At 67.6% G+C, this 18,249-nt stretch carries 22 protein-coding genes; 11 read left to right on the top strand and 11 right to left on the bottom strand.

Annotated elements, in window-relative coordinates:
- Positions 1 to 110: 110 nt before the first annotated feature.
- From ORG17_RS17615 to ORG17_RS17600, 4 genes are all read left to right on the top strand, one after another.
- Positions 111 to 347, top strand: a complete 237-nt coding sequence (locus tag ORG17_RS17615; protein WP_131847242.1) for a hypothetical protein — start codon at positions 111 to 113, stop codon at positions 345 to 347.
- 212 nt (positions 348 to 559) lie between these two features.
- A complete protein-coding gene (locus tag ORG17_RS17610; RefSeq protein ID WP_214527681.1) occupies positions 560 to 2,461 on the top strand; it encodes a bifunctional DNA primase/polymerase in 1,902 nt (633 codons plus the stop codon).
- 184 nt (positions 2,462 to 2,645) lie between these two features.
- The gene (locus ORG17_RS17605; RefSeq protein WP_131847238.1) at positions 2,646 to 3,314 is read left to right on the top strand and encodes a ParA family protein; all 669 of its coding nucleotides are present in this window, start codon (positions 2,646 to 2,648) and stop codon (positions 3,312 to 3,314) included.
- Positions 3,315 to 3,316: 2 nt separating this feature from the next.
- A complete protein-coding gene (locus tag ORG17_RS17600; RefSeq protein WP_214527682.1) occupies positions 3,317 to 3,703 on the top strand; it encodes a hypothetical protein in 387 nt (128 codons plus the stop codon).
- A 91-nt stretch (positions 3,704 to 3,794) separates the two neighbouring features.
- Here ORG17_RS17600 and ORG17_RS17595 read toward each other — a convergent pair whose 3' ends face one another.
- From ORG17_RS17595 to ORG17_RS17570, 6 genes are all read right to left on the bottom strand, one after another.
- Positions 3,795 to 4,700: a hypothetical protein gene (locus tag ORG17_RS17595; protein WP_214527683.1), complete on the bottom strand. Its 906-nt coding sequence runs from the start codon at positions 4,698 to 4,700 to the stop codon at positions 3,795 to 3,797.
- 84 nt (positions 4,701 to 4,784) lie between these two features.
- Entirely contained in the window at positions 4,785 to 5,180 is a 396-nt protein-coding gene (locus ORG17_RS17590; protein ID WP_214527684.1) for an arsenate-mycothiol transferase ArsC, read from the bottom strand.
- A gap of 14 nt (positions 5,181 to 5,194) precedes the next feature.
- Positions 5,195 to 6,592: an FAD-dependent oxidoreductase gene (locus ORG17_RS17585; protein ID WP_214527685.1), complete on the bottom strand. Its 1,398-nt coding sequence runs from the start codon at positions 6,590 to 6,592 to the stop codon at positions 5,195 to 5,197.
- 20 nt (positions 6,593 to 6,612) lie between these two features.
- Entirely contained in the window at positions 6,613 to 7,029 is a 417-nt protein-coding gene (locus ORG17_RS17580) for an arsenate reductase ArsC (protein ID WP_214527686.1), read from the bottom strand.
- Between the two features lie 20 nt (positions 7,030 to 7,049).
- Positions 7,050 to 8,453, bottom strand: coding sequence for an arsenic transporter (locus ORG17_RS17575; RefSeq protein WP_214527687.1), 1,404 nt, complete (start codon positions 8,451 to 8,453; stop codon positions 7,050 to 7,052).
- Positions 8,453 to 9,856 (bottom strand): FAD-dependent oxidoreductase, encoded by a 1,404-nt coding sequence (locus tag ORG17_RS17570; RefSeq protein ID WP_214527688.1) that lies wholly within the window; start codon positions 9,854 to 9,856, stop codon positions 8,453 to 8,455. Before ORG17_RS17570 ends, ORG17_RS17575 begins: the two co-directional genes overlap by 1 nt.
- A gap of 116 nt (positions 9,857 to 9,972) precedes the next feature.
- Between ORG17_RS17570 and ORG17_RS17565 the strand changes: the two genes are divergently transcribed.
- From ORG17_RS17565 to ORG17_RS17550, 4 genes are all read left to right on the top strand, one after another.
- Complete coding sequence (locus ORG17_RS17565) at positions 9,973 to 10,326, top strand: ArsR/SmtB family transcription factor (protein WP_111211162.1); 354 nt, start codon at positions 9,973 to 9,975, stop codon at positions 10,324 to 10,326.
- Between the two features lie 87 nt (positions 10,327 to 10,413).
- Positions 10,414 to 10,776 (top strand): ArsR/SmtB family transcription factor, encoded by a 363-nt coding sequence (locus tag ORG17_RS17560; protein ID WP_182710472.1) that lies wholly within the window; start codon positions 10,414 to 10,416, stop codon positions 10,774 to 10,776.
- Entirely contained in the window at positions 10,773 to 11,807 is a 1,035-nt protein-coding gene (locus ORG17_RS17555) for a cation diffusion facilitator family transporter (protein ID WP_214527689.1), read from the top strand. The genes ORG17_RS17560 and ORG17_RS17555 overlap by 4 nt, the downstream gene beginning before the upstream one ends.
- A gap of 20 nt (positions 11,808 to 11,827) precedes the next feature.
- Positions 11,828 to 12,115, top strand: coding sequence for an antibiotic biosynthesis monooxygenase family protein (locus ORG17_RS17550; protein WP_182710474.1), 288 nt, complete (start codon positions 11,828 to 11,830; stop codon positions 12,113 to 12,115).
- 66 nt (positions 12,116 to 12,181) lie between these two features.
- On the opposite strand, the gene ORG17_RS17545 is transcribed toward ORG17_RS17550, so the two are convergent.
- Positions 12,182 to 12,667 carry a DUF4396 domain-containing protein gene (locus tag ORG17_RS17545; RefSeq protein ID WP_214527690.1) on the bottom strand — a complete coding sequence of 162 codons (486 nt, stop codon included), beginning with the start codon at positions 12,665 to 12,667 and terminating at the stop codon, positions 12,182 to 12,184.
- Positions 12,668 to 12,855: 188 nt separating this feature from the next.
- On the opposite strand from ORG17_RS17545, the gene ORG17_RS17540 reads away from it, so the two are divergent.
- From ORG17_RS17540 to ORG17_RS17530, 3 genes are all read left to right on the top strand, one after another.
- Positions 12,856 to 13,317, top strand: a complete 462-nt coding sequence (locus ORG17_RS17540; protein ID WP_214527691.1) for a hypothetical protein — start codon at positions 12,856 to 12,858, stop codon at positions 13,315 to 13,317.
- A gap of 110 nt (positions 13,318 to 13,427) precedes the next feature.
- Positions 13,428 to 14,027, top strand: coding sequence for a DUF305 domain-containing protein (locus ORG17_RS17535; protein WP_214527692.1), 600 nt, complete (start codon positions 13,428 to 13,430; stop codon positions 14,025 to 14,027).
- A gap of 166 nt (positions 14,028 to 14,193) precedes the next feature.
- Positions 14,194 to 14,442 (top strand): hypothetical protein, encoded by a 249-nt coding sequence (locus ORG17_RS17530; RefSeq protein ID WP_214527693.1) that lies wholly within the window; start codon positions 14,194 to 14,196, stop codon positions 14,440 to 14,442.
- A 466-nt stretch (positions 14,443 to 14,908) separates the two neighbouring features.
- On the opposite strand, the gene ORG17_RS17525 is transcribed toward ORG17_RS17530, so the two are convergent.
- The 4 genes from ORG17_RS17525 to ORG17_RS17510 all read right to left on the bottom strand — a co-directional run.
- Positions 14,909 to 15,721 carry an AAA family ATPase gene (locus ORG17_RS17525; RefSeq protein ID WP_055960810.1) on the bottom strand — a complete coding sequence of 271 codons (813 nt, stop codon included), beginning with the start codon at positions 15,719 to 15,721 and terminating at the stop codon, positions 14,909 to 14,911.
- Positions 15,718 to 17,115: a Mu transposase C-terminal domain-containing protein gene (locus ORG17_RS17520; protein ID WP_214527694.1), complete on the bottom strand. Its 1,398-nt coding sequence runs from the start codon at positions 17,113 to 17,115 to the stop codon at positions 15,718 to 15,720. Before ORG17_RS17520 ends, ORG17_RS17525 begins: the two co-directional genes overlap by 4 nt.
- 6 nt (positions 17,116 to 17,121) lie before the next feature.
- Entirely contained in the window at positions 17,122 to 17,724 is a 603-nt protein-coding gene (locus ORG17_RS17515; RefSeq protein ID WP_055960814.1) for a recombinase family protein, read from the bottom strand.
- Positions 17,725 to 17,864: 140 nt separating this feature from the next.
- Positions 17,865 to 18,249: uracil-DNA glycosylase family protein (locus ORG17_RS17510; protein ID WP_459348988.1), on the bottom strand; the 385-nt coding region annotated here is incomplete at its 5' end.

Here is an 18,249-nt window from a genome sequence, read left to right as displayed (position 1 = left end):
GAACCGCTCTGTCTACCGAGAGTCCAGCCAGGACCGTTCTGACGAGCGGTATCCGACACACCGCCCCGGCCTCCCCGCATAAGCCACCCGTTAACACCACACTCGTGCGTATGACCGGATCCAACGCAGGTGTGAAGCGCAATCGTCTTCCCCGCGGTGTGAACGCCGCGCGCCCGGATATCGCCCTGCACCCCGACACGGGACAGGACTACCTCGATGCCGCTCGTGCATCCGGGAATCTGAGCGTCTCGCTCTACCTCGAGCGGCTTCGTGCCCAGCTCGTCGCGGAGTACGGGGCCCTGCCGATCCTTGACGACTCCCTGGAGGTCGCCCACACAGCCGCTTAAACGACAGAACCCCCGCACGAGGCGGGGGTCCGGGGCTTAGCCCCAAGTCATGTTCACAACCTGTGGTCGCCGGCAAGCAGATCAGGTTGTGAGAGTTCCGAAGAAGAAGCCCGGTTGGAGCCGGGAGCCTTCGTCGTACCGCCACCCCGAGAGGAGGAGGTGTCGCCATCGTAACGCACGTTGCTGCGCTCGGTATAGATCAATCTGCCCGCGTGTCCTCTCCGGATACCGCCTGGGCGTTGACGCGCTCGATCGCGCCTCGTCGGTACGTGAACCGCATGATCGCGGAGGCCGACGGGACGATCCGGTCAAACAGCTACCCGTCGAAGTTCCCGACTGCAGGGCACACTCCCCCGTCGACGCCGTGGACGATCGATCTCACCGACCTTGACGGCCGGTTCTGGTTCGCCGCGTTCGACCTCGACGCGAAGACGCCGGAGGACTTCGACCAGGCGGCTGAGGACCTTGGCGTGCTGGTCCGGATCCTCCGCGACGCGCAGGTGCCGCACGTGGTGTGCCGCTCGAGCCCCACGGGTGGGTTCCACGTCTGGGTGCCGCTCGCCGGCGTCGACAAGGCCACGATGGTGCAGCTCGCTGGCGCCGCACGAGCTGTCCTGCCGTCCCTTGACCACGGGCTGCTCTGCAACGACCGCACCGGCGCCGTCCGCCCGCCGCTGACTCCACACGCACGCGGTGGCGCGTCCGAGGTGATGGCCGGCGCCGACGACGTCGACGTGCTCCGCACCCCGACCGTCACCGCCGGCGATCTGCTCCGTGTCACGGCCGCGTTCCGTGAGCTCCGCCCGACCGTGGATCCCGCGGACTCCTCCCCCACCGGTCCCGTCGACGCCCACCACCGGGTGCACCGGTCGCTGCCGGCGTGGGGCGAGGCGCACATGGGAACCGTTGCCGGCGGCCGCGACCCGTCGCGCACCGGCTACCTGTGCCTGCTCGCGGCCGCGGTGTCCGGGTGGACCCTTGCCGACGTCGAGCACGCCGCGAAGACCGCACCCGGCATGGAGCACTACCGCACCCGCAACCGTCCTACCGGCGGCCGCGAGCCCCGCACCGCGGCCGAGGCTGCCGCGCGCCTCGAGCGGCAGTGGGCGAAGGCGCAGGAGCGGGCGGTGCTGTACCGGTACGCGCCCGAGGAACGCGAGCAGCGCGACCTGACCCAGCTGACCGGGATCGTCGACGTCGTCGAGGCCATGCTGCAGGCGTTCACCGCCTCCCCCGGCCGCTGGACCCGCACCGAGGCAGATCTGCACGACAGCACCGTCCTGACCTACCTCGCCTGGGCGTCCTTGCGCTCCGGCTCTCGCGACGTCGGCGCCGCACTCCGCTCCGTGGCGATCGCCACCGGGATCCCCTCGAGCACCGTCGACCGCTCACTCCGCCGCCTCCACGCGGCCGGATGGGTCACCCGCCGGCGTCAGGCAGACGGCCCCAACGCGGCCGTCTGGCGGCTCACGGACCGGTTCTCCACACCCTCCGTACATGTCGGGCCACTTCACGATGTGACCGCCCGCCCCCCGACCGAGCTCTTCGACGTGAGGGTCGCCCTCCTCGACGCTCTAGAAGTCCGTCTCGACGCCGGACGGCACGACGTCTTCACCCGTGCAGGACTGGGGCCCACCGCCCGCCGCGTCTACGAGAGCCTGACCACCAACGAGCACGCACTCCAGGTGGTCGCTGACCGCGCCGGACTCCCCCGCGGCCGCGCACGGGCAGCCCTCGCACGCATGCGACGCTGGACCCTCGCCATCGCCACACCCACCGGCTGGCGCCGACGACTCCAGGACTTCCGAACACACGTGGCCAAGCAGCTCGGCGTCGACGGGATACTGCAGCGCCGAGAACAGCAATACTTCGACGAGCGCGACCTCTGGGCCTGGTGGCAGAACCATCTCATCCGCAAGGCCGGCCGCCGCGGCCGCGACCGCACTCCCACCACGCAGGTCGTCATGTTCCGATCCGTTGATGACTACGGCGGTCCCGAGGCGTACCCGTCGTACCCGTGCTTGAGCGACGGCCGAGCCGACCACCAAGAGGCCATGCGGTTCGTCCGACGCGGCATCCTGCAGGAGCTACGAGACGCGGAGTTGGCAGCTTGAACGTATCAACTCCAAGTTAGTAACTCCGAACTAGCAGTTGCTACCTTTCAGGGCGGTCAGTAGGCTCTACTTGGCAGCTAACAACTGCGAGTTGCTAGTTGACAGTTTTGACCTGTCAAGTACGCTCTACTTAGGAGTTGCGAACTCCCAACTACGAACTTGCAGTAGCAAGTTGGAGGATCAGATGCGCATCGTTACTGTGCTCAACCAAAAGGGCGGCGTCGGCAAGAGCACTGTCGTCATGAACCTGGCGGCCATTGCCGCAAAGCACTCTCGTGTGTTGGTTGTCGACCTTGACCCGTCTCAGCGCACACTCACTGACTGGGCGGAGACCGCCGACGAGCAGGGGATCGCACTGCCGTTCGACTTCACAGACGAGAACGATCCCGCAGTGCTTCGTCAGCTTCGCGCCGCCGACAGCTGGGACACGATCTTCGTAGACACCCCTGGCAACCTTGAACCCTCCGCGGCGGAGCGCATCGGTTTGGTGCTGGACTCGACCGACTTCGCGGTCCTTCCGCTTGAGCCTCAGCCGGCGAGCATCCGTCCGTTGCTCCGGACGATCAAATCCCTCGTGGAGCCGCGAGGCATCCCGTATCGCGCTGTCATCAGCCGTGTGGGCCGCAACGAAGCGTCCTACGCGCGGAAGGACGACACTTTCACAGCCCTCGATGGCGCCGGGATCCCGCATCTGAACACCTGGATCCGCGAGTACATCGCCCACTCGGATGCACAAGGAACCGGCGAAGTCGTCACCAATTACGCGTCGACCCGCAACACGAGCCTCGCGGTGGACGACTTCATGTCAGCAGCGCTCGAGCTGACAACGATCTGGGCCAACGAAGGGAAGTAGTGATGGCACGCGCGAACCTCGCCGGCATCATCGGCAAGCAGCTAGAGACCGTTCCGGTGGCGGACACGAAGGCACCGCCGAGGCCTGCGGCGCAGTCGACGCCGGCGCAGTCGACGCCGGCGCACTCGACACCCGACTCGGACGTGCCCAAGTGGCTCACGTTCGAGCCGAAGCCCACGCGCCAGCGACGCGATCAACTCGACTGGATCGAGGCAAAGCGCAAGGAGCTGAATGCGCTCCGGGGGCGCGCGGGGGAGCGGCTGACTGACAACACGTTGATCCGTGTCGCCATCGACCTTCTGATCGTGAACGGTGAGCGGCTGCAGGGCACCACCGAGGCTGAGCTGCGCGCGTCCCTGGGCATCATCGACGACGCCCTGCCCAAATGAGTTTGCAACTTGTAACTTGTAACTAGGAACCTTCAGCGTGGTTAGCTGATGGTCTTCGCTGCGCTATGCCTGCCTGCGGTGCGTTCGTTCTTCAACGCGGCCGCCGCAGCTGGAATGCCGAGAGGTCTCGTGCCTCCGGCTTCCAGTCAGCCGGTCGCGACTCGAACTCGGCCAGAGACATGGGGCTGGGGTCGTTGCCTTGCACGAAGGCCATCAACGCTTTCTCCCGCATGAACACCGCTTCACGCGGCGGCGTCGTGGACACCCCGCTGTGCGCGGCGACCGCGACCAGCAGTACCCGTGCCGACGCGAGGACCGCGAACGTTGGCGCACCGAACTGCTCCACTTCGCTCGACAGCTTCTCGTCGGTGAGCCCGTCCAGCACGCTCGGTAGGAACCACGCCTTCGAGTGAGTGCCACCGCTTCCCATGTTCCAGTGGTGCGCGTCGGCTTTGAGGTACCGCTTGGCGGCGTCGGTGGCGTTGAACACGACGTTCTCGCGGTGGCCGTCGTAGGCCAACGACGGCGTGGACCCCTTGTGGAGAGGAGCGAGCTCGACGCCGTACCTCACGAGCATGGCGCGGAAGCCTTCGACGCCCTCGCGAATCTCAGCGGCACGGTCGCCGATGATCGAACGAGGGAATGCCGCGGAGTTGCGCTCCGAACCTTCGAAGGCATCGAGCTGCCGGGCGAGGATTCGAAGCATGGTCCGCGCCGGGGCTGCGTCAGCGTCATGGACGTAGCAAAGCGTCAGAACGACCTCGATCAGAGCACGCTGGAGCGTCACGAGCGACGTTGACGCCACGCCAGCTTCCATGACGAGCTGCATCGCATGTGCGTGTTCGTCGATCGCGGTCAGGAGGCGGTTGGCGTCCTCCAATGACTCGTCGGCCATAAACCGGAAAAATCCTGCGGTGTCTGGGTCGTCGATGCCGGCGACCCAATGGATGAGCCGGCCACGGCCGGACGAGTCCTCGCCTTCGTCGCGACGCTCCACGGCTTCGACAATGGCCGCGGCGAGGTCTTCTCGAGTCCGTTTGAGTAGCCGGGCACAGTAGGCCGCTGGCGTAACTGCACTCATTTAGGGCTGCAGGAGCTCTCGCTTGATGCGTTCCGCGACGGCGTCCCGCATTGGTCGCACGTCGTCTGGTGACCAGGAGGTGGGGTCGGGGAAGGCCCACTCGAGGACCGTGCCGCGTGGTTCTGCGGGGAGCTCGAGGCCGGGCTTCATGAGGACGACGACGTCCGCTTGCTCGAGCAGGTCGGGCGTCACTTGCCGGGGCACGCGTCCGGTGATGTCGAGGCCGAGCTCGCCCACGGTCGCGGCGATCGAGGGGTTCACCTCGTCGGCAGGGCTGATGCCGGCGGAGGTGGCTGCGTACCCGTCGGCGGCTGCGATTTCGAGCAGGGCGGCGCCGAGCTGTGAGCGGCCGGCGTTGTGCTTGCAGATGAACAGGACAGTGGGCTTCGTGGTCATGGGTGCGAGTCCGGTCAGTTAGTGCAGCACGAGGCGCTGTCAGTAGACGGCGCAGGCGTAGTGCAGCAGGCAGCGTCCTCAGCGGCAGGAGTGGCGGTGGCGGTGGGGGTGGTGCAGCAGGAGCTGCCGCCGATGTCGGTGGAGCAGACGCCGGTTTCGGGGAGGACGAGTTCGACCAGGCGCGCTGCGGTGTGGTCGCCGGCGAGTTCGGCGGCGATGGAGCGGACCTGTTCGTAGCCGGTGAGGAGCAGGAACGTGGGGGCTCGGCCGTAGGACTTCATCCCGGCGATGAAGAAGTTCGGCTCCGGGTGCGCAAGCTCCGCGACGCCGTGCGGGGGCACGGACCCGCAGGAGTGCAGGTTCGGGTCGATCAGTGGTGCGAGGGCGCGGGGTGCTTCGACGATGTCGTCGAGGCCGAGCCGGATTTCGCGGAGCATGTCGAGGTCGGGCCGGAACCCGGTCGCGTTCACGATGACATCGACGGTCACCGCGAAGGGCTCGCCGGCGCGACGTCCGGTGATGGTGACTTGGTCGCCGTCGGGTTGGACGTCGTCGATCTCGTACGAGGCGATCTGCTGCACTTGACCGGATTCGACGAGCCCGTGGACGGTGGACCCGAGCTGCCCGCGGGCGGCGAGGCCGTCGGTGGCGTCGGCGCCGAGCCGGGCGGTGCCGGCGTTTCGGACAGCCCACAGCACGTCGGTTCCCGGCGCGGTCTTGGCGAGGCTGGCGAGCTTGATGAGCGTGTTCGCTGCGGAGTGGCCGGCACCGACGACGAGGACCCGACGACCGGCGAACCGGGCCCGGTCGGCGCCGAGGACGTCAGGCAGTGCGTGGACGACCCGGTCGCCGAGGTCCGCGGCGGGTGCGAGGCCGGCGGCAGTGAGGGGGTTCGGGGACGTGTAGGTGCCCGAGGTGTCGACGACCGCACGCGCAGTCACGTCAGTGACGCCGTCGGCGGTGTGGAGGCGGAGCAGGAATGGGGTGTCGGCTCGGCCGGTGGAGCGGGTGCGGTCCATGCCCTGCCGGGATACCGCTTCCACGCGGGTGCCGTACTGGATCACCGGTGCGAGCTGCGGGGTCGCTGCCAGGGGTGCCAGGTACGTGTCGACGAGGTCGTGGCCAGTGGGCAACGACGCCGCTCGAGGTGCTTCCCAGCCGGTGGCTTCCAGGAGGCGCTGGGCGGCAGGGTCGATGACGTACTGCCACGGGGAGAACAGCCGCGTGTGCCCCCAAGCGCGAACGCTCGTCCCCACGGTCGGCCCAGCTTCGTAGACGACGACATCGAGGCCGCGCTCAAGGAGGTGCGCGGCGGCAGCGAGGCCGACGGGGCCGGCACCAATGATCGCGACGGGGAGTCCGGTGAGGCGGTCCGCGTCGGTCCGGGGTGGGACGGTGAGGGTGAGCGTCATGGTCTGCGGCTTCCTGGTCGTTACGCGGTTGCTTCGGCGGGCAGCAGCTCGGCGAGGAGCGTCTGGACGCGGTGCTTGATGTCGTCGCGGATGGGGCGGACGTCCTCGATGCCGCGGCCGGCGGGGTCGGTGAGTTCCCAGTCCTCGTACCGCTTGCCGGGGAAGATCGGGCAGGCGTCGCCGCATCCCATGGTGATGACGGCGTCGGAGTCGCGGACGGCGTCGGTGGTGAGGATCTTCGGTTGGTTGCCGGCGATGTCGATGCCGTCTTCGGCCATCGCCTGGATCGCGATCGGGTTGATCTGGTCCTTCGGCGCGCTGCCGGCGGAGAGGACCTCGACGCGGTCGCCGCCGAGGGCCTGGGCGTAGCCGGCGGCCATCTGGGAGCGTCCGGCGTTGTGGACGCAGACGAACAGGATCGTGGGCTTGTCACTCATGGGTGTGGGTCTTTCCGGGTTCAGTGGATGAGGGTGAGCCAGCCGGCGAGGGCGGCGAGGGTGATGGCGAGGACGGGGATGGTGAGGACGATGCCGGTGCGGAAGTACTGCCCCCACCCGATGTGGATGCCCTTCTTCTCCAGCACGTGCAACCACAGCAGCGTCGCGAGGGATCCGATTGGGGTGATCTTCGGGCCGAGGTCGGAGCCGATCACGTTGGCGTAGACCATCACCTCGTGTGTCAGCCCGGTCGCGCCGGCGCCGCCGATGGCGAGGGCGGCGATGAGGACGGTGGGCATGTTGTTCATCAGGGACGCGAGGATCGCGATGGTGAACCCGACGCCGAGCGCGGTGACGAGGACCCCGTGGTCACCGAACACGTCGAACAGCTTCGCGAGGTGGTCGGTGAGGCCCTGGTTCTGGAGGCCGTAGACGACGAGGTACATGCCGATGGAGAACAGCACGATCTGCCACGGCGCCTCCCGGATCGTCTTCCACACCGGAATCACCCGACCCGACGGCGCACCCGGCCCGGTGCTGCCTGCGCTGACGGTGGCAGTACCGCCGGTTGCGACGAGGACCGGTGCGGCCTCGGCACGAGTGAAGAGGAACGCGGGCTGCCGTGAAGCCACGGCAACGATGACGACGGCTCCGACGCCGGCGACAGCGGCGAGGGGGACGCCGAGTGGGTCGGCGGCGAAGTAGCCGACGAGCAGCAGCGCGAGGACGACCCAGCCTGCACGGAACGTCGCCCGGTCCTTCACAGCCGCGGCGGGGCTGGTGAGGGCGAGGATGTCGTACCGCTTCGGGATGCTCTTGCCGAAGTAGAGCAGCAGCATGCCGAGCGAGGCGAGGACGGAGACGATGCCGACTGGGATCATGACGGCGGCGTACTCGGCGAAGCCGAGGTGGAAGTAGTCGGCGGAGACGATGTTGACCAGGTTCGACACCACCAGCGGCAGGCTGCCGGTGTCGGCGATGAACCCGGTGGCGAGGATGAACCCGAGCGCCGCCTTCTGCGGCATGTTCAGGGCCCGGAGCATCCCGACGACGATCGGGGTGAGGATCAGCGCGGCCCCGTCGTTGGCGAACACCGCCGCGATGACGGCGCCGAGGCCGACGATCAGGACGAACAGCAGCCGTCCGTTGCCGCGACCCCAACGGGCAACGTGAAGGGCAGCCCACTCGAAGAACCCGGCCTCGTCGAGGATCAACGAGATCAGCACCACCGCGACGAACGTCAGCGTCGCGTTCCAGACGATCCCGACGACGGTCGGAATGTCGGAGAGGCCGACGACGGTGGTGGCGAGGGCGATGACGGCGCCGATGAGCGCGGTGTAGCCGATCGGGAAGCCCTTGGGCTGCCAGATCACCACCACGAGCGTCGCGACGAAGATCGCCGCAGCGACCACAGCCAGCACCATCAGGCGGTCACCCCGGCCTGATTCACTGCAGCCTGGTTCGCCGCGGCGGCGGCGCGTTCCCAGCCCTGCGCGGCGACCTGCACAGCGTCCCACGGGGACCCGAGCGGCGGCGTGTAGGAGAGGTCGAGGTCGATGACGTCGTCCACGGTGAGTTCCGCGTGGAGGGCGGTGGCGAACGTGTCGATGCGCTTGCTGATCTCCGCGGTCCGCTGCCCGACGATCTGCGCGCCGAGGAGCCGCCCGGTGGCCTGGTCGCCGGTGACGCTGATCGTCAGCGGGACGGCGCCCGGGTAGTACCGCTTGTGGTCATCCGCGACCGTCACCCGCGTCAGCGGAGACACGTCCAGTGGGCCGGTCTCGTGCTGGCGGAGGCCGGTGCGGGCGGCGACGAGGTCGAACACCTTCACCACCTGCGTCCCCACCGACCCGGCGAACGTCTTCGAGCCGCCGAGCATGTTCTCCCCGGCGACGCGGCCCTGCTTGTGCGCGGTCGTCCCGAGGGGCAACCAGGTGGTGCCGAGGAGGCGGTGGTGCGTCACGACGCAGTCGCCAGCAGCCCACACATGCGGCACACCGGTCCGCATGGACGCGTCGACCACGATCGCGCCGGCCTGGCCGAGCTGCGCTCCGGCGGCGACGGCGAGATCCGTGACCGGGCGGACGCCGACGCAGACGACCACCAGCGCGAACGTGCCCTCCGTGTCACCGGAGGTCGAGCTGGTGGCGACGCGCCACTGCCCACCGCCTGCCGGGGTGATCCCGGTGACGGTGGAACCGGTCAGCACGGTCGCGCCGTGGCGTCGGACCTCGGCGGTCACGAGGGACCCGAGTTCCGGGTCGAGGGTAGAGAGCACTTCCGGACCACGCTGGATCAACGTCGTGTCGAACCCACGGGCGACGAGCCCTTCGGTCATCTCCAGGCCGATGTAGCCAGCACCGACCACCGCGACCCGGCTCCCCGCCGGCAGCAGCTCGAGGGCAGCAACGACCTGCTCCGCATCGGTCATGGAGTGCAGCAGGTGGATGCCCGGTTCCCCGAACGGGACCCCAGCCGGGCGCACCGGCTCGGCGCCGGTGCCGACCAGCAGCTCGTCGTAGGAGATCTCCTCTTCCCCGGCGGGGCCGGTGACGGTGAGGCGGCGCCGGTCTACGTTGACGGCCGAGGCCCAGGTGGAGGAGCGGACGGTCATGCCGGCGGTTTCAAGGTCGGCGCGGGTGCGGTGCGCGAGGGACGCTTCCGTGGCGACGTCGCCGGAGACCCAGTACGGGATGCCGCAGATGGAGAAGTTCGGGAACTCGTCCGCGAGCACCACCGTCACAGCCGTCGACGGGTCAAGTTCACGGGCGCGGAGCGCGGCGGCGATGCCGGCGTCGCTGCCGCCGACGGCGAGGAGGTGAGTCATCAGGCTGGTCCTTCACGGATCGAGCGGGAACCGGAACCCGGCGCGTACATCGAAGCACGTCGATATCGATGAACGCAAATATAGACGCGTGTCGAAGTCCGTGGGAGGATGAGCCCATGACGATCGAGCTGCTTCCCATTCAGGACGTCACTGCGTGCTGCTCGCCCGTCACCACCGAGGCGATGGACCAGGCATCCGCCGAGGTCCTCGCGAAGTCACTGAAGGCGATCGCCGACCCGGCACGGCTCCGGCTGATTTCGATGGTCGCCGCGCACGACGGTGCGGAAGCGTGCGTGTGCGACCTGCAGGAACCGCTCGGGCTGTCCCAGCCGACTGTGTCGCATCACCTCAAGGTGCTCGTCGACGCCGGGATCCTGCACCGCGAGAAGCGTGGCACGTGGGCGTACTTCTCCCTCGTTCCCGGCGCTCTCGACACCCTCGCCGGCCTCATCACCGCACCGACGAAGTAGCTCCGCTCAGGGCCACACGCACCTCCGTTTGATCCGGACGGGCGGTGGTCTGTACGAACCCGGTGGCCACGGTCATAGAATCTGCGTATGCACTTGGATAAGCAGGTCTGCGGGTTGAACCCGGAGTCGGAGTACGTCGAACTCGCGGTGGAAGTGTTCGCGATGCTGGCTGACGCCACGCGAGTGAAGATCATCCTCGCGCTGCGAAACGCCGAGGAGATGTCGGTCAACCACATCGCTGACGTGGTCGACAAGAGCCCGGCTGCCGTCTCGCAACACCTCGCGAAGCTGCGCCTGACCCGCATGGTCTCCACGCGGCGGGAGGGGACGACCGTCTTCTACCGACTGACGGACGAGCACGCCTCGGAACTCGTCATGGACGCTGTCAAGCAAGCCGAACACGTCGTCGGCGCGGCCCCGCACCACCGAAGCGATCAGGCAAGCGCATGAGCACCCACGAGCACACTCACCACGAGCAAACGCACGATCACGAGGGTGCACACGACCACGACCACGACCACGGTCACGGCCATTCCCATCCGCACGGCGGGGTGAAGGGGTTTCTCTATGACCTCTTCGTGCCACACACCCACGACGCGGCAGACTCGATCGATGACGCGATGGAGGCTAGCTCCGCCGGCGTCAGCGCTCTGAAGATCAGCATGTTCGTACTCCTGGGCGCGACGATCGTGCAGGCGGCACTGGTCGCCTTCACCGGCTCAGTTGCTTTGCTCGCCGATACGGTCCACAACTTCGCCGACGCGCTCACCGCGGTCCCGCTGTGGATCGCGTTCGTCCTCGGGCGCCGCGTCGCGAACCGCCGCTACACCTACGGATACGGCCGTGCGGAAGACCTGGCGGGCATGTTCATCGTGTTCGTCGTCGCACTGTCCGCTGTCGTCGCTGGCTGGGAAGCCATTGACCGGTTCATCCACCCGCGCCCCATCGAGAACCCGTGGCTGCTCGTCGCGGCGGGCGTGATCGGATTCGCCGGCAACGAGATCGTCGCGATCTACCGCATTCGAGTCGGTCAGAAGATCGGGTCCGCAGCGCTGGTCGCCGACGGCGTCCACGCCCGTCTCGACGGATTCACCTCGCTCTCCGTCGTTCTCGGCGCGGTCGGTGTCCTTCTCGGCTTCCCGCTGGCGGATCCCATCATCGGCCTGCTGATCGCGATCTCGATCCTGATGCTGCTGTGGGGAACAGTGAAGTCCATCGGCGCTCGACTCATGGACGCCATCGACCCGGACCTCTACTCCCGCGCCGAGCACGCACTCGAGCACGCCGACGGAGTGCACGCAGTGCGGGACCTCCGACTCCGCTGGATCGGACACCGCCTGACCGGCTCCGCAACCATCGAGGTCGACACCACCGACCTCGCCGCGGCCTCGCACGTCGCCGCGCACGCGTCCGAGCACCTCCACGAAGCGATCGGGAACGTCGACGCGTTCACGGTCACTCCGACGAGCCATCACCACTGAGCATCGCGAAAGGAAACAGCATGTCCGTCGTCAAGATCAACGCCATCACCGTCCCCGAGGGCAAGGGCGCAGACCTGGAAGCACGCTTCGTCGGCCGGAACCACGACGTGGAACAGCAGCCCGGCTTCGAGAGCTTCCAGCTGCTCCGCCCCGTGCACGGCGAGAGCCGCTACTTCGTTGTCAGCACCTGGGCCGACGAAGACTCCTACCAGGCGTGGCGAGCCGGGCAGGCAGGCGCGCACCACGGTGGAACAAACCCCGTTGCCACCGGCGCTGACCTCCTCGAGTTCGAAACCGTCGCCCTCTAACGCGACCCAATACAGAACGGGCCGTCGACCTCCGCACGGAGGCGACGGCCCTTCCTTCTGCTCGAACTAGTGGTGGCCGTGAACGACGGCATGGCCGAGGCCGTGGCTGATCATCCACCGGTTCACCGGGGTCGTCACGATGAACGCGATGACGAGGGAGAATGCCAGGGAGCCCCAGAACAGCCAGTCGTTCAGCTGCGCGTCCATCGCGCCGGGGACGGCCACGATGACGGTGTTGTCGATGATCTCCATCACGGCGATCGACACCGTGTCCGCAGCAAGGGCGACCTTGAACGCGGCGGAGAAGCTCAGCCCGGACCGGATGACGCCGCGCATGGTGAGGGCGTAGCCGAAGATGAACGCCAGCACGATCGACAGGATGATCGTGCCCGTGTTGTGCAGGCCGGTAGCGGTGCCGATCACCATGCCGAGGACTTCACCGATCGCGCAGCCGGTGAGGCAGTGCAGCGTCGCTTGCGCCGCCATCGACCACGTCGTCGTTCCGTGGCTCCCGCCGTGGTGGGTCATGGTGTCGTGTTCGTGGGCGTCCATGTCGCTCCTCCTGTCGGCCAACCAATGCCTCTTCGGATACCCCCAGGGGGTACCGTAGCCCTGTAACGCTGAACGCCGCGGGATGTTCCCACACTCCCTCACGATGGGTGCGCGGTGGGTTGCACTCCCGGCACCGACGCCTGCACCATGGAAGCCCCTCACGGCCGCCCACCAGCACGGAACTCCGGATGCTCACCACTGATTCGACGCCTCGTCGTCGCCTGCTCCTGCAGGCCACCGCGGTGTTGGCGTTGCTGCTGCTGGTCGGGTTCACGGTCCTGATGCACAGCATGCTCGTCCACGCCACCGGTCACGAGCACGCAGTGACCATGTCGAGCAGCGCCGCTGCCGAGCAGTCCCACGGCGCAGCCGACGGCCATGCGGAACACGTTGTCGCACCGGCCGGGGCGGTGCTGACGGTGCTCAGCGATGCCGGCTGTGACGGTGGGCTGTGCGCGCTGATGTGCTCCCTGATGGGGATGGCGTGCGCACTCACGATCGCCCTGTTTACATGGGCGCTGCTGCGGGCCCGGAACGGTGGGATCCTCTACGTCCTCGCGCGGCTACTCGCGCTGGCCGACCGGGTCGCGAGCCGTGTCGCTGTACCCAGACCGCCGTCACTGACGGCGTTGCAGATCATCCGGACCTGATTCGTTCCCGCGGGACCCACCCACCTCGGGAGGTTCCCGCATGCCCGGAAACCCGGGCGGGCACACGCCTGCCCGGACCACCTAACGCATCCACGGGAACGGAACACCTCATGCACACCACCACGCGTACCCTCGCGGCCGTCGCCGCCCTCACCATCGGCCTCACCCTCGCCGGCTGCTCCACCAGCAACGCCGGCTCCTCCGACAGCTCCTCCTCGTCGACGTCGGCGGAGTCGACGCACAACGACCCGGATGTGACGTTCACGCAGGGGATGCTGCCGCACCACCAGCAGGCGATCGAGATGAGCGACATGCTCCTTGACAAGGGCTCCGACGTGGACCCCGACGTCGTCACCCTTGCGAAGCAGATCAAAGCCGAGCAGGCGCCGGAGATCAAGACGATGACGAGCTGGTTGAAGGCCTGGGGTGAGCCCACGGAGATGTCGAGCATGTCCGGGATGGATCACTCCTCGATGTCCGGCGGAATGATGTCCGACGACGACATGGACGCGCTCGAGCAGGCGTCCGCGGCGGACGCCGGGAAGCTCTACCTCGAGCAGATGGTCCAGCACCACACCAGCGCCGTCGACATGGCTAAAACCGAAGTAGCCCAGGGCAAGAACAACGAAGCGATCGCCCTGGCGAAGTCGATCGTGTCGAGCCAGACCGAGCAGATCACCCAGATGAAGGACATGCTCGCGTCGATGTGACCACGGCGCGGGCCGCGGCATCCCCCTTCACCGCCGCGGCCCGCGGCCGGCTCCCGAGACTTGTTCTACAGTCGAAACATGCCCTCGTCGCAGATGGACCTGCCGCACGTCGAGAGCGGGATCGGCGCGAAGTGCGCCGACGCTGGCGCGTAGGACTGGAACCCCGGTGCTCCCAGACGACGAAGAGTGGTGGACCAAGGACCGCGCTTGCAGCCACATCGGCATCACCACGCGCACGTTCAACCGCTACATCGACGCAGGGGTGCTCGCCGTCAAGATGAACGGAACCTTGTACGTGCAGAGAGGCCCGTTCCTGGCCGAGTACCGACGACGACTCGTCGCCCTCCGAGACTCGCGCTTCAAGAGCCAGCCGCCCGAAGAACCCGACGACAGCCAGCCGCTCGGATCCGCGTAGTTGCAGGCCTGTCCGTTTCGGCGGTACGCTGAACCCGCGTCGAGCGTGTGCGCCCAAAAGCCGATCCCCACTGGGTCGGCTTTCTTCATGCCAGCTTCTGGCCGTACCATCGAGACGCTCGGGTGAAGTGCGTCTCCTTCCGGAGTCGCGGTCACCCGCGACACGCTCGATACCACGCAGCAGAACTGCGTCATCAGCCGGACCCACTCGGGGCCGGCTTTTTTCATGCCCAGAACGGCGGCGGCATCGCCCTCGGCCTGGCGCTGCTTCTCCGCTCCCACGCAGGGACGCCGCGAGCCGCCGAGCCCATCAGCGGCATCAGCGGCCCTGTCGGTCCTCACCGACACCCCGAACCCCCGCGCACCTCGCGCGGGCTTGGCCGGACTCGGCCACCCCCTCAAGGAGGACAGCCATGCTGTGAGCAGCTTCGCTCTGTGTCGTCGTTTTCGCTGCGGTCTGTGTCGGGTCAGGTGGTGCCGATGACGAGGGTGCTGCGGGCGGCTTCGACGACGTCGTTGGTGATGACGTCGAGCTCGTTGATCTTCAGGACGCGTTGGATCTGTGGGAGGAGGCGTTCGAGGAGTCGGAAGTTGCCGCGGGTGATGCGTTCGACGGCGGCGATGGCTTGCGCGTCGGTGAAGTCGTCGGGGTCGAGTGTCTTGCCGAGCTTGCGCCATTGACGTTCGAGGACGAAGAGCAGCTCGTCGTGGCCGAGCGGACGGTACTGGTGGGCGAAACCGAGGCGGCTGTAGAGCTGCGGGTAGTGGCTGAACTGCTTCTCGATGCCGGGCATGCCGATGAGGATCATCGCGATGCCGGTGCGGTCGTACTGGTCGCGGAGCCACTCGATCGCGTTGCCGGTGAGGCGTTCGGACTCGTCGATGATGATCAGCTCGAGCAGGGACGGGTTGGGGCCGTGTGCGTGGTCGAAGTGGCGACCCTGGAGCAGGAGGTGTTCCTCGATGCAGCGTTCGGTGCGGAGCATGTCGTGCCGGAGGTCGTCCTGCAGGGCGCGCATCGTGGCGGAGACCTCGGGCGTGTAGAAGACGGTGCGGGCTCGGTGGGCGGCGGCGTAGATCTTCGTGTCGTCTTCGCTGCGTGCGGCCCATCTGGCGATGAACGGGCCGATGCTGTCCCAGTGGGCGTAGCGGCGTGCGGAGAGGGTTTTGCCGACGCCAGCGGGGCCGAAGCAGACGCCGATGGTGTTCTGCTTCCGGACGGCGTCGGCGAACTCCGCGAAGCGACGGTGTTCCTTCGTGATGATGAACTGGCTCGTCATGACCGGTCCTCCTCGTAGGTCTTCAGTCGCGGTTGATCCGGTGCGGGTGCTGGTGGGGTGTGATCATCGGGTGTGGGGCGGACGATCGCGATGCGTTCGCGGATCTGCCCGCGCAGGGCTCTTCGTTGCGCGTTCCGGGCGGCCTGGATCTGCTTGAGACTGATGGTCTCGGTCTGATGCGCGGTACTGATCGCGGTGCACAGGAACGCGTCGCGGTGAAAGACACGGATCTCGGTGACGTCGCGGGGGTCGTACCGGACGCTGACGGTGCTGCCCACGAAGGGTGCGAGAGTGGTTGCGGTGTAGCGGAGCCCTTCGAAGTGGATGCCGTCTCGTTGCACGACACGCGTGGTCGGGACGGTGAGCAGGAACCCGTCGAGCTGCTCGAGGGAGTCCGGCATTCGTGGCAGCCACCCGTCTGCGATCCACGCTTCCAGTGGGCTCTTCCGGAGCTCGCGGTGGATGCGGGCGTTGTAGCGGCGGATGAACGTGTTGATGGCACTGTCGACACCGGCGAGATCCAGCGCCGGCGTCGGCGCCGGCGCCGAGGATCCGGGTGCGAGGTGGCCGGGGAGCGTTGGGAGCAGCTCGGTGTTGATGGTGCCGAAGAACCGCTCGATCTTCCCGCGGCCCTGGGGGCGAGCGACCTGCGAGTGGATGATGCGGAGGTGCAGCACGGCGGCGGTGTCGCCGATTCGGTGGCTGGTGAAGTCGGACCCGTGGTCTGTGTAGAGCACGTCTGGGATCCCGCAGACGGGCCAGTCCGGTTCCGGCTTGTGCCAGATCGCTTGCCGGAGCGCGAGCGCGGTGTTCGCGGCGGATGGGGCGCCGAGGAACACCATGTACCCGCAGACCGCGCGGGAGTAGTCGTCGAGGATCACCGTCAACCACGGCCGTTCGGGCTTGCCGTCGGGTCCGACGATGAGCAGGTCGAGCATCGTGTGGTCCGCCTGCCAGATCGCGTTGGGGCGATCCGCACGACGTCGGAGCAGCAGTTCGTGCTTGTCCCGATATGACGCGGGCCCCTCAAGCGCGAGCGTCACCATCCCGGGATCAAGCCCGTTCACGATCGACCGCACAACGGAGTACGACGGCGCCGAGAGACCTCGTTTGGTGCAGTAATTGTCGACCTGGCGGTGAATCGTGGCGATCGAAGGTCGTGGCTTGGTGAGTGCGAGCCCCTCAATCAGGCGCACCAGTTCCGGTGCCGTCCGTCGGGCGCCGTGATCGGTGCGGGTGCCGTCGGCGAGAGCCGGGTATCCGCCGGTTCGGTAGCGGGCCAACCAGCGTTGCAGGGTGCGCTCAGCGACGCCCGTGGTGCGGGCCAGGGTGGCGAGCGGGATGGCGTCCTCGACGTGCAGTCGAAGGATGCCCCACCGCTCGCTCGCGTCCATAGCCAGCTACATCGTTGGGGAAGGCTTGGTTCGTCGCGCCGCGACGGGCTCGGCGTGCTTCGCGAGTGCACGGTAGATGGTGGTGCGGCTAACGCCGAGCACGTCGCCGATCTGCGCGACGGTCATGTCCTGCTGTTCGTAGAGCCGGCGTGCGGTGCGCACCTGGTCCGCGGAGAGCCGAGATGGTCGGCCGCCGGTGCGGCCGCGGGCTCGAGCGGCGGCGAGGCCGGCGTTGGTGCGTTCCTTGATGAGGTCCCGTTCGAACTCCGCCAACGCGGCGAAGACGTGGAACACGAGCCGGCCGCCGGGCGAGGTGGTGTCGATGGTCTCCTGCAGGGACCGGAACCCGATGCCGCGCTCGGCGAGAGCGTGCAGCTGATCGATGAGGTGCCGGATGGACCGGCCGAGCCGGTCGAGTCGCCAGACGACGAGAGTGTCGCCGGGGCGGAGCTGGTCGAGGAGCTTGTCGAGCTCGGGCCGGTGTTGGAGCGACCCGGACATGGTGTCGACGAACACGCGGTAGCAGCCAGCGGCGTTGAGCGCGTCGATCTGCAGCGACGCGTCCTGGTCTGTGGTGGACACGCGCGCGTACCCGAGAAGGTGACCCATGGGAAGAACGTAGCGAAACTCGACCAGGAGGGGTAGTGGCGGCACGTAGATTCCGGGACTGGGTTCCGCTACAAGACACGGCGCCTCGCACCCTGACTGACCGCCGGTACGGATAGTTGTAGCGGAATCGTTCGTATTTGCTACGTCTGTTGCGCTCGCGCGGCGAGCCGGAGTGCTTGCACGGAACGGAAGTGTTGTTCCGAGCGGTGGCGGCCGTTGGCGGGAGACGGATGTGGTGCTGCGATGACCGGGAGGAGTCGGGGGTGCTCGTCCAGGGTGAGGTGTCGCATGACGCCGTCGAGGGCGACGGCCCCGTACGTGACGATCGCAGTGAGCGCGGGGAGGGCCGCGAGCAGTGTGGCAAGGGCATGCCGCCCCTCGTCGATGTCCGCGAGTCGCACGCGGTCGGGCAGTTCCCATGGGATGAGGTTCCAGCGGACGTACTCGCCGCGTGCGAGTCCGGACTCGATACGGGCTGCTCGGAACGCGGCCGCGGTCGGGCCCGGGTTGTCCTCGCTGCAGATA

This window comes from Curtobacterium flaccumfaciens pv. betae (assembly GCF_026241855.1).
GTDB lineage: Bacteria > Actinomycetota > Actinomycetes > Actinomycetales > Microbacteriaceae > Curtobacterium > Curtobacterium flaccumfaciens.
The sequence above is the reverse complement of the archived record's forward strand: the minus strand, read 5'-3'. Positions and strand labels throughout refer to the sequence as shown.

Coding starts and splice junctions, on each gene's coding strand:
- ORG17_RS17575 (WP_214527687.1), bottom strand. CDS start 8,453: ATGGTGCTGGCTGTGGTCGCTGCGGCGATCTTCGTCGCGACGCTCGTG.
- ORG17_RS17515 (WP_055960814.1), bottom strand. CDS start 17,724: ATGGGTCACCTTCTCGGGTACGCGCGCGTGTCCACCACAGACCAGGAC.
- ORG17_RS17570 (WP_214527688.1), bottom strand. CDS start 9,856: ATGACTCACCTCCTCGCCGTCGGCGGCAGCGACGCCGGCATCGCCGCC.
- ORG17_RS17535 (WP_214527692.1), top strand. CDS start 13,428: ATGCACACCACCACGCGTACCCTCGCGGCCGTCGCCGCCCTCACCATC.
- ORG17_RS17555 (WP_214527689.1), top strand. CDS start 10,773: ATGAGCACCCACGAGCACACTCACCACGAGCAAACGCACGATCACGAG.
- ORG17_RS17600 (WP_214527682.1), top strand. CDS start 3,317: ATGGCACGCGCGAACCTCGCCGGCATCATCGGCAAGCAGCTAGAGACC.
- ORG17_RS17545 (WP_214527690.1), bottom strand. CDS start 12,667: ATGGACGCCCACGAACACGACACCATGACCCACCACGGCGGGAGCCAC.
- ORG17_RS17540 (WP_214527691.1), top strand. CDS start 12,856: ATGCTCACCACTGATTCGACGCCTCGTCGTCGCCTGCTCCTGCAGGCC.
- ORG17_RS17605 (WP_131847238.1), top strand. CDS start 2,646: ATGCGCATCGTTACTGTGCTCAACCAAAAGGGCGGCGTCGGCAAGAGC.
- ORG17_RS17585 (WP_214527685.1), bottom strand. CDS start 6,592: ATGACGCTCACCCTCACCGTCCCACCCCGGACCGACGCGGACCGCCTC.
- ORG17_RS17580 (WP_214527686.1), bottom strand. CDS start 7,029: ATGAGTGACAAGCCCACGATCCTGTTCGTCTGCGTCCACAACGCCGGA.
- ORG17_RS17565 (WP_111211162.1), top strand. CDS start 9,973: ATGACGATCGAGCTGCTTCCCATTCAGGACGTCACTGCGTGCTGCTCG.
- ORG17_RS17520 (WP_214527694.1), bottom strand. CDS start 17,115: ATGGACGCGAGCGAGCGGTGGGGCATCCTTCGACTGCACGTCGAGGAC.
- ORG17_RS17590 (WP_214527684.1), bottom strand. CDS start 5,180: ATGACCACGAAGCCCACTGTCCTGTTCATCTGCAAGCACAACGCCGGC.
- ORG17_RS17615 (WP_131847242.1), top strand. CDS start 111: ATGACCGGATCCAACGCAGGTGTGAAGCGCAATCGTCTTCCCCGCGGT.
- ORG17_RS17560 (WP_182710472.1), top strand. CDS start 10,414: ATGCACTTGGATAAGCAGGTCTGCGGGTTGAACCCGGAGTCGGAGTAC.
- ORG17_RS17550 (WP_182710474.1), top strand. CDS start 11,828: ATGTCCGTCGTCAAGATCAACGCCATCACCGTCCCCGAGGGCAAGGGC.
- ORG17_RS17525 (WP_055960810.1), bottom strand. CDS start 15,721: ATGACGAGCCAGTTCATCATCACGAAGGAACACCGTCGCTTCGCGGAG.